At 44.0% G+C, this 13536-nt stretch carries 9 protein-coding genes; 7 read left to right on the top strand and 2 right to left on the bottom strand.

Annotation, left to right across the window (positions count from 1 at the left end; all coding sequences use genetic code 11):
- Window positions 1–36: 36 nt before the first annotated feature.
- Together ACESZH_RS01375 and ACESZH_RS01370 are read right to left on the bottom strand one after the other, a co-directional pair.
- Complete coding sequence (locus ACESZH_RS01375) at window positions 37–873, bottom strand: hypothetical protein (protein ID WP_373215580.1); 837 nt, start codon at window positions 871–873, stop codon at window positions 37–39.
- 13 nt (window positions 874–886) lie between these two features.
- Complete coding sequence (locus ACESZH_RS01370) at window positions 887–1339, bottom strand: toll/interleukin-1 receptor domain-containing protein (protein WP_373215579.1); 453 nt, start codon at window positions 1337–1339, stop codon at window positions 887–889.
- Between the two features lie 157 nt (window positions 1340–1496).
- Between ACESZH_RS01370 and ACESZH_RS01365 the strand changes: the two genes are divergently transcribed.
- The 7 genes from ACESZH_RS01365 to ACESZH_RS01335 all read left to right on the top strand — a co-directional run bounded on the left by ACESZH_RS01365 (window position 1497) and on the right by ACESZH_RS01335 (window position 13362).
- Complete coding sequence (locus ACESZH_RS01365) at window positions 1497–3593, top strand: hypothetical protein (RefSeq protein WP_373215578.1); 2097 nt, start codon at window positions 1497–1499, stop codon at window positions 3591–3593.
- Window positions 3594–3608: 15 nt separating this feature from the next.
- On the top strand, window positions 3609–7865 hold the full coding sequence (locus tag ACESZH_RS01360) for a protein kinase (RefSeq protein ID WP_373215577.1): 4257 nt from the start codon (window positions 3609–3611) through the stop codon (window positions 7863–7865).
- Window positions 7866–7949: 84 nt separating this feature from the next.
- Window positions 7950–9170 (top strand): FtsW/RodA/SpoVE family cell cycle protein, encoded by a 1221-nt coding sequence (locus tag ACESZH_RS01355; protein WP_373215576.1) that lies wholly within the window; start codon window positions 7950–7952, stop codon window positions 9168–9170.
- The gene (locus ACESZH_RS01350; protein ID WP_373215575.1) at window positions 9161–9622 is read left to right on the top strand and encodes a hypothetical protein; all 462 of its coding nucleotides are present in this window, start codon (window positions 9161–9163) and stop codon (window positions 9620–9622) included. Before ACESZH_RS01355 ends, ACESZH_RS01350 begins: the two co-directional genes overlap by 10 nt.
- A gap of 204 nt (window positions 9623–9826) precedes the next feature.
- Window positions 9827–11818 carry an electron transport complex subunit RsxC gene (gene rsxC / locus ACESZH_RS01345; RefSeq protein ID WP_373215574.1) on the top strand — a complete coding sequence of 664 codons (1992 nt, stop codon included), beginning with the start codon at window positions 9827–9829 and terminating at the stop codon, window positions 11816–11818.
- Between the two features lies 1 nt (window position 11819).
- Window positions 11820–12443 (top strand): methylenetetrahydrofolate reductase C-terminal domain-containing protein, encoded by a 624-nt coding sequence (locus ACESZH_RS01340; RefSeq protein ID WP_373215573.1) that lies wholly within the window; start codon window positions 11820–11822, stop codon window positions 12441–12443.
- 40 nt (window positions 12444–12483) lie between these two features.
- The gene (locus ACESZH_RS01335) at window positions 12484–13362 is read left to right on the top strand and encodes a methylenetetrahydrofolate reductase (protein WP_373215572.1); all 879 of its coding nucleotides are present in this window, start codon (window positions 12484–12486) and stop codon (window positions 13360–13362) included.
- The last annotated feature ends 174 nt before the right edge of the window (window positions 13363–13536 follow it).

The raw sequence follows: 13536 nt of genomic DNA, 5'->3' as shown, positions 1-13536 counted from the left end.
ATCCGAAAAAGGGAATCTTATCCTTTTTTGTGCTGCTTAATTTTTAGAACAGTGCCTATGGGGAATGTGATATCCGATCATTAAGTTATCTGTATTTGTAATAAAATATTCTGCAGAGCTATCTATGCGTACTGCGCCGGTTTCATGATCAATGAGGGTTTCATTCGTCAGGACATTTTCTATATCCTCCAATAAATACCCGACAACATTTTGTGCCATTTCAGATTCCATGCCCTCATAGACTGGCCCATTACAGAGAGCTTCTGTTATTTCGGGATGCTCAAAAAGATCAATATCTTTCAGATATCTTTCTGTGGAAGAAGCGCCGGTTTCTTCCGTATCGTCCTGGGTATTGTACAAAATAAAGTTATAGTTATTCTCCATATCGTAGACAGAAGAATGCTTCATTCCGAAACGATCTGTATAGCTGATGTCGAGATACATTTGCAGGGCGTAGGATGTCAGCTCCATATCATTTTCGTTTAGGACGGCAGAAACGGCATGGAGATAATCGCGCAGCAGATTTCCGTTCTCTTCAGGAATTTCCACAATACCTGTCAGATTGTCAAAGTAATAATTATCCGGAAAATAGTTGGATATTTCCTGGCTGTAATGGCCCTGCTGAACCGTATCATCCGTGTATCTTGAGATATTAAAATCAACGATCATATGAGGCGTAACCTTTACATTTACGATGGTACCGCCTTTATTGGAAAAGACATAGGTGCGATTCCAATTTTCAGTGCCATCCCGGGAGACAGGCGTATCATTTTTTATGTCTAAAGTAAAATTGGGTTTGGTCAGTGTACGGTACAGGACAAAAAGGAGAAGAAAAAGCAAGAGGATTAAAATAATAGATATACTGTAAATCAAAAGATGCTTTTTCTTATAAATTTTTTTTTGTCGGTTTTGAATGCAGTGACAGGATCAGTTTTTCAAAAAACGCATCCAGATAATCGCTTCTCACATTCAGGCCATGATGATTTTTTAGTTCGGAGATCTCATAAGGAAGCTCATCCGGCAGCTCAAAATCCTTAAGGAAAACAGGAATAATGTTTTTGTTTTTCTGCAATGCGTAGGCAATTTCTCTTCTTACCCAATCATCCGCGTTTTTTAAGCTTCGATCCAGGGAGTGGGGAGATAATAGGACTATCACATCCGAACATTGATCAATTACCTGTAATAATTGCTCATTAAATTTTCCGGAACGCAAAGATTCCGTATCCAGAAAGACTGAATAATGGTCGCTGCACAATTTTTCATAAAGACTGTGAGCCAGAAATTCTCCGCCCTTGCGGCGGTAGCTTATAAAGATATCGTAAGTATTTTTTTTCTTCATACAACCTCCCTATGAAAGTAAAAGAAATCATAAGAAGTATAACATATTCAGAATTATCTGACAACCAGTCCATTTCTTTTATTGCCCGGAATAAAACGATAGCGTATAATAAAGACATCTAAATATACAGTCAGGGAAAACCGGGAGGTCCGTAGGCATGATAAAATCAGGCAGAACGAGGGGCGTAAGTGAGCAATTAATGAAGTGGTATGATGAGGAATATGAAAATGCAGATGCGGTATGGATATGGGGATGCAATCAGGAGGCGCTCCAAAGGCTTTTGGATACCAGAGAGCCTGTACCCTTCCGGTGCTTTTTGATCCGTTATTTGCTGGAAATTTATAAAGAGAAGCTGCAGGATACAGTTGTGTTTGACGCTGCCGGAGAAGCCTGGGTAAATGAATACGCAGACAAGCTTTTGGAGCAGATCGAGGCAGGAGAAGGAAAAGCATACAAAACAGCATCCTGTGAGCTTAAGACCTTAACGGATATGGTGTACAGGGATTTCAGGGCAAATATGGGAACTCTGCCAGGACAAAATACGGACAAAAAGATATGGAGCAGAAATCAGATTTTATCGAAGATAACGGCGGTCCATATCAGCAACGGGGAGCTTTGGACACTGGGCCTTGGGCTAAATATGAGCCGGGAGGATCTGTCGTTTTTCCTGAAAAAAGCGCTGAAAAGAGAGGATTTTAACCTTTGGAATCATAAAGAATTTTTGCTTTATCTTACATTTGAATATGCGCAGGGAGGGTGCTTTGCGTTTTATGAAAAGCTGAAAAAAAGCTTTCAGGAAGCAGATCCGATCCCCTGTGACTGGGGCGGTACAGATGGGCTTTCTACAGTTTCAATCCAAAACAGAGCCGAGACGGTGGCTGAGAAAATCCGGAGGAATTGTTTTGATCTTACACTGAACCGGGATGGAGAGCTGCCGGATAAAATGATCCGGTTTCTGGGGGAATATAAATACCTGACCGAATATACGGAGGATTATACCAGGACCGTTCAAAAAGAAAGCGCAAGGCTTCTTTCAGAATTTAAAAGACGAGTAAAAAGCGATATAGAAGCGGCAAAAGAAGTATTAAAGGATGACGCTCCGAAATGCGAAAGAACTTCTCAGGGGAAAGTCCTTGTGTACTACGATCCTGGAAAGGGGCTGGATATTCCAAAGGGAACCATTTTTTACAAAAAAAGTGCGGACGCTTTGGGGAAGGCTGGCTCGTATGGAGGAGCAGATGATAACGGAATTGGCTTTGAAACGGAGAGCGAGATCTGTATTGCGCCAGTGGAGGATGCTGTCAGAATGGTTAAAATCCCGGTGCAGTGTGTGAAAAAAACACGAAAAATGAAGAAAAAGGAAGCAGAGTATGGATATGTTCCGGGAAAAACAGAGTTTGTTTCAAAGAATCCGTATCTCCGGGAAATCAGAAATAAAAGCCTGTTTAAAACTCCCCTTAAGGCTAACGGAAGAAAACTGTCTGAGGGCGAGCCTGCCTGCGTTGCGGGAACCTTATATGCAGAGTGTACGGCAGGAAAAATGATCCCCTGCGGTACGGAATTTCATCCTAAGAATAAAGAGTTTGAACATATTACCTTTATTTCAAAGGAAGACGTTTTTGCGGAGGTATATGAGGAAATCTGGGTGCATTGTTTGAAGCCGGAATATGAGGCATCCCTGAACGAGATTACAGACTGCAGCATACCGGATTGGCAGAAAAAGTTCGAACGCATTGGGAATAAAAAAATAGGATTTAACAAGAAAAAGGCAGAAGATGCAGTAAAGGACGGCGTTCTTTATAATTATTTGTATCCTGCATTTGATGAATTTTATCATTTAAACGATGTGTTGGATAAAAAATATCTTCAAAAGCTGGGAGAGGTTCTTGAGGGAACACAATTATCATCTGCTAAGCTCAGCCAGATCGAGTCGAGGAAAGCGGATGGGATTTCCAGAAATGATATCCTGACTCTGAGCTTTTTGGAATATATGAGCGAGATTGAAGAGCAGCGGAAGAATCATGACTACGAACCGGAAAGTGAGGAGGATTATAAATACCGGCGCACAGGTTTCATTCAAAGAACAAACGAGGTTCTGACCAGGTGCGGTTTTTATGAATTGTATGCACCAAATCCCTATGACAGCCTTCTGATCTGTCTGCTTTCCAGCAATGAAGCCATTGATTCTTACAGAAATCTCTGGGGATGGTATTTGGTCAATAAAGAAAAAACTGAGGAAGGTAACAAAGCTTAACAGGAGGAAGCCGCCATGCCAGAGGGAATCAAAGGTGCAAAGCGTATACGTCTGACCGGACAGACTATGGAAATAAAATTTGTTGATGCAAAAGGTTGCGGTTATACATACAAGATCACAGTAGATAATGAATTAGGGGAGGGAAGCTCCAGCATTTGTTATGAGGCGACGGTTTTTAAGAGCAGGAACAGCATTGGTCAGAAGCGTATCCTGAAGCAGTTTTATCCGGATCCAAAAGCCTATGGAATAGATGCAAAAATTGATGGGATAAACCTGGATATCCGGGGCTTTTACCAGAATGAAGCTGTACGTAAGCTGGCGGATCTGTTTGAAGCAGCTTACGACAATCAGGTAGATCTGAGCAACCGTGAGGAATTAACCGGGGTAATTGTGCGACCGGATCTGAACCATTTTGACGGTCCCACAAAATATATTCTTTATGAGCCTGACCATGGGACGTATCTGCAAAGGGATCAGATCGGCAGCCTGGAAGAGATGATCCGCATCTTTTATCAATTTGCGGCAGCGCTGGAAAAGCTTCACAGCCAAAGAATCATCCATATGGATCTGAAGCCGGAGAATGTTCTGGTTACGGGAGATCAGGGAATTAAGTTTTTTGATTTTGACGCTTCCATAAATATGGATCACGTATCAGAGATACATCTGGAGGATATCCGGGGAGATGAGCGTCAGGATCTTCTTGCACCGGAACTGCGGCTGCAGAACCAGAGGGAATTTGAGCAAAATAAAAGAGATTTTCTGAATGAGAGAGTAGATATTTATTCCTTTGGGGCAATCTTGTTTTCCTTTCTGCTAGACCGCTATCCCGGGATGGAAGATTGCCGTACAAGGGATTATGAGAAACAACTGCGCCGCTTATATAATGAAAGATACAGGGGCGCCTTGACAGAAAAAGAAGCGGACATGCTTAACCATGTTATCTGGAAATGTATCCAGGCGGATTTAAGTGCAAAAGGAAGATACAAAACCACGCATGACCTTGTGAATGATCTGAGGGAATTGTGGAATTCCGTAAATACTCCCATTACAAACAGGCGTAAGGAATTTCAGGTTGTAAATGGTCGCCTCCAGGCCGCTTATGTGATGGATAAATATCCTCTGAGTAGATTCCGCCGAAAGGGTGAAAACAGAACCTGGCGGATGGATGTTCTGATTGCAGGGGACGACCCTGTAGGAGACGACTTTTTTGAAAATATTTATGCCTGCGCTCAAATGCTGGATACCAGAATCGTGATCAGACTTGCCTCAAAGGATGCGCAGGACAGACTGTACCGTTTGTTCAGAAAGTGGCCTCTGATGAAAAAAACAACAGAGGTATATCTGAATGAAATGCCTGTTGCAGAAGACCCAAATTCCCGGAAAGTGGAGCTGGATCTTTCCATAACGAAAACTCCCTTTGCAGAGGTATGGTTCTATGAATGGGACAGCAAAAAACGGGAAATCTTGGATTTGTATCAGAGTATGAAGGAGCATTGCGAGATCTCCTGGATGATACTGGCGGATGACCGGATTGAAGAAAATATTGAGCATGCCAGAAAACTGGAAAGGGCGGCAGGTTCTTCCGGAAAGCAGGTATTTGTGGGATATCTGGACGAAAGGGGAGATGGTTTTGATCTGAGGAAGCTGGAACCGGAGCACAAGAATGTCATTGCCTGTCCGTTTAGCTGTAATGATAAATATTCATTGGAGGAAAATGAATTTTCAGAGGGTATTCGTAAACAGGCCCTGCTGCTGCACAAGCATTATATGCGGGAATGGAATGAGTGTGCCGATACATTGGAGATTTGGAAGGATTTTTCGTCATCTTCTTATAATGTAAATTCATCCCTGTGCAGCGTATTGTCCATTCCCTATAAGCTGGAGTCCATTGGGATTAAGACAACGGGGACGGAGGCTGCTGCGGAATTCTATTATGATGTGCTGTCCGGGACAGAGAAGGCAAAAAAAACGATGAACAAATTAATCTATCTTGAACACAGACGGTGGATGTGTTTTATGGTAACAGAGGGATATGATAAACCCTCCTGGGAACAGATTTCCCGGTATGCCTTTAAAGGGAAAAACGATCAGCGAAACAGGGAGGGCGGGGAAAAACTGCATGCAATGCTCTGTGACAGTGACCCTGAGAGCGGTGCCCGGCTGCATGAGCTTTCCCGCGGAGAATGGGAAAAACCGGATTTTCAGGACACTGCAAGGAGAGAAGGAAGACCTTTTGATGAGCTGGATTGCATGTCTGTATGGCTGCATCAATTGTGCAGCCAAAGAGTTGAGAAAATGAATCTGGAAGAAGGCGGTTTGCGGGATATTTTCTCTGCTCTTGAACGGAATATGCGGGATGAAAAATTTGGCGATGAAGAATTTGAGATTTTGAAGTCGCTGAAAATTGTCTGCCGGAGAATGTTGGATAACGAGTCAAATATAAACCATCTGTGGGACAGAATGTGCAAGAAGTTTGCGCTTATGATCCGCGATCATGATAAAAAGGCGAAGCTGCATGTAAATGGAGTCACAGACACGTTTAAAGCCCTGAAAAACGCCATGCGGGTGGTTGTGGAAAGAAATAAATATCATGATTATAAGAGCAGTGACCAGACAATTCTGGAGGCAATACCGCTGCTGCTTTTGAGTGAGGATCCTATCCGGAGGATTCACAAGCCTGCAGGGAGCCAAAGCTGGCATAATATTGTCAGCTCACTAATTATGGAACCTGATGAGTTGATTCTATATACGGATCAGCCTGAAGAACTGGAACGGGATTTAATAGAGAATTTTCTGCAGGAGGAAAGAGGACTTAAGACCGCAGTAAAGGTCTGCACTATGGACGAGCTGTATAACCTGAAGATAACGAAAAGATCTCTTAAAAGTGTGTTGGATATTACCGGTTTGTCAGCAATGGAAACCTTTGAGATCACAAATAAACAGAATTTAGTTTCTATACCTGCGATCATATTCAAGGATGGACGGATTCGGAGTATGCGCGGGAGATCAGAGACAGATTATTACAGTGTATTGAAAAGGCATCTGACGGTTAAAGAGACCTTCCGGCTGTTCCATTCCAATATTCATTCGGATGACGGGGAAAATCTTATGTTGGGATTAAGTTCCAATTACGAGGATCTGTGGAAGGCATATGTCAGTATGAAGCCGTTTCGCTGGCGGCAGATAGTTGACACTTTATATGAATTAGAAGAAGGTACTTATTGGAAAATAGATACAGAAAATATCCTGGAAAAGCCAGTGACAAAAATTTTCCGGCAGATTCCGCGCGCGCTTATTCTGGATACGAAAATAGATAAGGTGCTGGAGGATTTGCGGAGCAGAAATTTTATTGAAAGCGGTTACTGCATTCCGGATACCGGGCAGATGGGAACCGTTACCATCAGAACAAAATATGGGGATGTGAGTCAATACATTGATGGAATGTTTTACCTTGCCAGAAAGCATTATTATATGCACAGATTTTGTTTTGTGGAATCTCAAAGAGAGGCGATGACAGGAAAACCCTCGAATCAGATCTTGTACTACATTCATGACGATACGCTGGTTGTAGACCGGGATATGGTGGATGAGATCAGAGATGGAGAACGAAAGTCAGACATTGTTCAGCAGGCTCTTTTCTGTTTATATGACCAAAAATCTAAGAAGGAAGAATATACGATCCTGGAACCGCTGGACGAGAAGCCTATGATCGAAAAAAAGACAGTAAAAGGAAAAAACGGCTTTCATATTCAATTTGTCTACAAGAACCATTCCACAAAAGAATGTCTGATGAAAGAGGAAAATATTTTGGAAGCCTACACCTATCATTCTATCTGGAATAGGGTCTTCGTAGATGATATCAAATTAAATGTGGCATTTACCTGGGACGCAGGACATTCGGATGATCCGCTTGCGCGGGGCGCGGTTACCAGCGGGATCGATCTGGTTTGTACCAAAAATATGCAGACCTATTTTATTTCCTGCAAACAGACAAGACCCCAAAAAGAGTATCTTCAGGAGATAAGATTCTTGGCGGATTATTTCGGGATCGATGGAAAAGCCATCATTATTACCAGTGACTGGGAGGACGGCGGCAAGACTTTAGAGAACAGTGACAAAGATGTGCTCAAAAGCAAAAGCAAAAGGATGGAGGTTTACTATATTACAGGAGGAATGCTTGGGGATTCTCCGGAGAAAATGAGCGGAGGAAATTTGGCAGGATATATCCAAAATATCATAGATGGAAAAAGAGACTGGATGGTACTTGATTAAGCAATGTGATGAAAGTGCCATGATAAAAAAATTTTTTTTGAAGCCGCCCTATAATGACTGCATGACGTATAGGGAGGGTTTGCCATGGATATCAAAGCTTTTATTCAAGAGAGAAGAGAGAAAAGCAGACGGCTGGAAGGATTGGAAAGGGCTGATCTGAATATCTGGGTAACAACGATCATCCTGTGCTGTTTTGGGCTGATCATGGTGTACTCTGCATCCGGCTATGAATGCAGTCAAAATCCGGATTATAAATACGATTCGCTGTATCTGTTTAAGAGACAGGCTGTGTTTATGGTAATTGGTTTTGTTTGTATGTACGCGGGCAGATTTTTGGATTATCATTTACTGTATAAGATCGCGTCTGGCATTTACATATTGGGTATTATCTGCATTTTCCTCTTACTGACGCCTTTAGGCGTAGTAAATAACGGGGCGTGCAGATGGCTGCGTGTGGGACCGGTCACCTTTCAGGTGGCAGAGGTCGTAAAGATCGCGGTGATCATATTTCTGGCATTTATGATCTGCAGGTATTCCTCATATTTACATAGGACAAAGATGACGATATATTTGTGGCTGGCAGGCGGAATTCCGGCAGTGCTTTTGTTTCGGATATCAAACGACTTCAGTTCGGCTCTGGTGGTACTGGGAATTACCTTTTCATTAACATTTATCTTTACTGAGACTTACAAAATACATTTCATAACGGCTGGCGGAGCTTTTGCGGTTTGTGCAGCATATCTTATTTACCTGGCAAACCATTTACCGACGCAGGAGAAGCTGGATCAGCTCCCTTTCCGGATTGGCAGAGTAGCGGCGTGGCTTGCGCCGGAAAGATACGCGTCGGGGCAGGGATATCAGATCCTGCAGTCGCTGTACGCCATAGGAAGCGGGGGCTTTTTGGGAAAAGGGCTGGGAAATTCCGTTCAAAAGCTGGGTACGATTCCGGAAGCTCAAAATGATATGATTTTTTCGATTATTTGCGAAGAGCTGGGGGTAGCAGGCGCAGCTCTGGTCGCAGGGTTGATCGCGTACTTATTATATTGCTTTCTCCGTGTGGCGGGCCACTCAGATCTGTTTGGTTCCGTCATGGTTTCGGGAATACTTTTTCATATCGGCATTCAGTCGATCATTAATATTGCCGTTAATTGTAACTGGTTTCCCAATACAGGACTGCCGTTGCCCTTTTTCAGCTATGGAGGAACGTCCATTTTCCTTTTGCTTGGGGAGGTGGGGCTTATTTTGGCTATAGAACGTTTTAATATGATAAAAGCAATAAAGGGGAAACAGAAGAAATGGAGCTGATAAAAGAATTTCTGGAAGGCAGAATACCGGACGTGCCGGGTGTGAAGCTGGAGATGAAAAAAAGCGGCGAAAAGGATGACGAATGCCTGTATTTTAATCTGCCGCTGGAAATGGACGAGGAGTTTTACCTTGTGCATTGGGGAAGCGGAAGAAGGACGGCTGCCCTTTACAGCGAATGGGAATTTGACAGGCTGTACGAGTCCCTGCAGGATATGGCATACCGTGAAGGTCCGGGAAGACGGTATGTGAGAATGCTTTTGCTGTCCGCCCATTTTAGCAGCTACCGGGAAAATCTGGGATTTAGCATACGTCCGATCCTGCTGGATGAAAGGCTGGGGCAATGGGAATATATAGAAATGCCGGCGGAAGAGCGCATTTTAAGCAGTCTGGACCCGACGCGGGCATGTCCGTTTGCGTTTGTCACTGCACGGGATCCGGCTTCTGTTTCGTGACGGCAGTTCGCGGTTTTATCCGCCGGATATATTTTGCGCATTATGTATATTTTTGTTTAAAAATATATGTTTAGACTAGATAAGATAGCTAATTTGTGCTATATTAAAATATGTATTAATTACAGAATTAAGTTATCTGCTTATCCTTGTTTTTTCTTCAAAGTGCAGGGGGTTGAAAAAATAAAAAAGATAAGCAGATGGTTTATGAAACAATATTATAAGGAAGGTGAGCAATTGGAAAACTATACCAAGTATAAGTTGAAAAGTAACGACGAACTGGTGTCAGTATTGACCGGTAAGGATAACCTGTTTATTGTTGCTTGTAACAAGTGCTTCAAGGAATTTGAAACTGTTGATGAACCCGATTGCGGTGAGTTTGAGAAGATCGCTGCGGAAAACGGAAAAACGATCACAGGTAGTGTAAAGGTTGATTTTTTGTGCAACAAAACCCAAACTGAAAAAAAATTACAGGACGTGATTCCGGAAGGTACGGAAAATGTTTTTGTAATTTCCTGCGGCCTGGGAATCCAGACAGTTGCGGATCTGGCAGGGAAACCTGTATTTGCGGCCAGCAACTCACTTAACTACAGAGGACATCACGGTATGGCGCTCACGAAGAAAAGCTGTGATGCGTGTGCACAGTGCTACCTGAATATAACCGGTGGTGTCTGTCCTATCGTTGACTGTTCCAAGAGTCTTGTCAACGGACAGTGCGGAGGCGCAAAGGACGGAAAATGCGAAGTAGATGGCAACAAAGACTGTGCATGGGAAAAAATATACAGAAGACTGGAAAAACAGGGCCGTCTTGAAGAGTTTTTGAACCAGCCGGTACAGGTGCGCGATTACTCAAAGGTTAATGTTAAGTTTGTGAGTGAATATGTGAAATCGATCCGTGAGAACAGGCTTGAGGGCTATTACGGCGGCGTTCATCCTTCAGAGCGCAAAGAGTTCACAGAGCATCTGGCTCTGGAGAAATTTCCGGATCCGGAAGTTGTGGTTATTCCGCTGTCTATGCACGCAGGCGCTCCGGCAAATCCTGTTGTGCAGGTGGGAGACACGGTAAAAGTTGGTCAGAAGATCGGAGAAGCTGCAGCCTTCATAAGCAGCCCGATCCATTCCAGCGTCAGCGGAACTGTAATCGCGATTGAACCTCATGGACATGCAACAAGAGGCGAATGTATGTCTGTTGTCATCCGGTCGGATGGAAAAAATACTCTGCACGAATCTGTACAGCCTCATAAGGATCTTGACAGCCTGACACCGGATGAGATCGTTGAGATTGTCCGCGAGGCTGGAATCGTAGGTATGGGCGGCGCAGGCTTCCCGACATCGGTAAAATTAAAACCTGCCAAGCCGGTGGATACCATTCTGCTGAACGGCTGTGAGTGTGAGCCGCTTTTGACTGCAGACCACAGGGTGCTCTTAGAGTATGCGGACGATGTGATCTTCGGCCTTAAAGCGATGATCAAAACAGTGGGAGCTGAAAAGGGTCTTATCGTAATCGAGGACAATAAGCCGGACGCTATTGAATTAATGCAGGCTAAAACTGCTGATATCGGTAATATAGACGTTGTGGTAGCTAAGACAAAGTATCCTCAGGGCGCTGAGAAGATGCTGATCAAGCGTGTTATGAAAAGACAGGTACCGAGCGGCGGTCTTCCGGCAGATGTGGGCTGCGTTGTGAGCAATATCAGTACCACAAAGGCTATCGCGGATGCGATCCAGAAGGGTATGCCGTTAATTGAACGTGTTGTGACTGTGACTGGCGAAAATCTGAAGAAGCCGGGCAATTATATTGTAAAGATCGGTACCAATACAAAAGACCTGCTTGACTACTGCGGCGGCGTGACTGGCGATGATGTTACGATCAAGGCCGGCGGACCGATGATGGGATTTGTCCTTTCTGATGTAAATGTGCCGATCATGAAAGGTTCCAACGGAATCATTGCCGTTGATACCGATCATACGGTAGAACAGCCATGTATCAAATGCGGACGCTGCGTGGACGTATGCCCGATGGAGCTTTCTCCTCTGTATTTCGCAAAATATGCGGATGAGCAGAAGTGGCTGGAGATGAAAGATAAAAATGTCATGGATTGTGTTGAGTGCAGGTGCTGCGAGTACATCTGCTCCTCCAAGATTCCGTTAGTGACCAAGATCAAAGCCGGAAAAAATGCGATAAGGGGGATGAAGTAATATGTTGATTACCCAATTAAAAGCAAAAGAAACGATCGCATCACTGGCAGAAGGAAAAAAGGTTTTTATCATTAACTGCCATGGATGTAAGGAAGTGCATTTTCCGGAAAAAGAAGCTGCAGAGCTTCAGAAGGAATTGGGAGCTTCCGGGAATGTAACCGGAATCATCACAACTGATTACATATGCAATCCGGAAAATATGGAGCTGCGTCTCCAGAAACATATGAGCGAGATTGAAGCTGCCGATATGGTGCTGGTATTCTCCTGCGGCGTTGGAGTACAGACCGTGGCGGAGTATCTGGAGAATAAAATGGTGTGCGCGGGCTGTGACACCTATCCGTTACCGGGCTATCAGGGAGTGACACCGTTAGAGTACGATTGCGATCAGTGCGGTGAGTGTTACCTGAATCTGACCGGAGGAATCTGCCCGATCACGGCTTGTTCCAAGAGTCTTGTCAACGGACAGTGCGGTGGCTCTAAGGACGGCAAATGTGAAGTGGACAGCAATATGGAATGCGGCTGGGAGCGTATCTACAGACGGCTTGCACAATTGGGACGTTTGGATGTATTAAAATGCCCGACACAGGTGCGCAATTTTGCGACCGATGATGAAGTGTCTAAATAAGGAACCTGTTAAAATATATAATGATTAGGAGCAATGTATAATGAAAATTACTGAGTTATTTGAACGTGGTGAATTTGTAGTTTCTGCGGAAGTAGGTCCGCCAAAAGGAATTCATGTTGAACATTTGCTGGAAGAAGCGAAAACTTATTTGAGCGGTATTACGGCGGTAAACGTGACAGATAATCAGTCCTCCGTTATGCGTCTTGGTTCGCTGGCAATGTGTAAAGCCCTGAAGGACGAGGGGCTGACACCTATATACCAGTTGACCTGTCGTGACAGAAACCGTATCGCGCTGCAGTCAGACCTTTTGAGCGCAGCGATGTTAGGAATCGAGAACCTGCTGCTTTTAACAGGAGACCATACCAAGATGGGCGACCATCCGCAGGCAAAGCCGGTATTTGATCTGGATTCTGTTTCCCTGATCCATACCGTTAAAAAGCTGGAAGAAGGCGAAGACCTGGGCGGAAACAAGCTGATCGGCGAGCCGCCTGCATTTGCCAAGGGAGCAGTTGTATCACCTTGCAGCGATTCTGTTGATGCACAGCTTGCAAAAATGGAGCGGAAGGTTCGCGCAGGCGCAGACTATTTCCAGACACAGGCAGTTTTTGAACCGGAAAAATTCATCAAATTCATGGAAAAAGCAAAACAGTTTGGAAAACCGGTTCAGGTTGGAATCATCATCCCGAAATCAGTGGGAATGGCAAGATTCATGAATAACAATGTTGCTGGTGTTCATGTTCCTGAGGATATGATCGAGGAGCTGAAAAAGGACAAAGAAAAAACAAAGGCAGGCATCACTGGTGTAGAGATTGCCGCACGTATTATCAAAGAATGCAGACCGTATTGCCAGGGTGTACATATCATGGCACTGGGCTGGGAGTCCAAAGTTCCGGATCTTCTTAAGCAGGCTGGAATCTAATCTCCGGGCTGCAGCAGGAAGGCTGTATCAATAATTATTTTAAATATATAAGTGACCGAAAGTTGTTTATGCTTTCGGTCACTTTTTTTTGCGCCATGGGAAAGCAAGGATGCGCACTTCGCGCAAGAAGTGTTGAAATACGAAGTGATAGGTGGATTTCAAAGTTGAGGATTC

The organism is Ruminococcus sp. 5_1_39BFAA, assembly GCF_964240875.1.
In the GTDB taxonomy this organism is placed as follows: Bacteria; Bacillota; Clostridia; order Lachnospirales; family Lachnospiraceae; genus Blautia_A.
The sequence above is the reverse complement of the archived record's forward strand: the minus strand, read 5'-3'. Positions and strand labels throughout refer to the sequence as shown.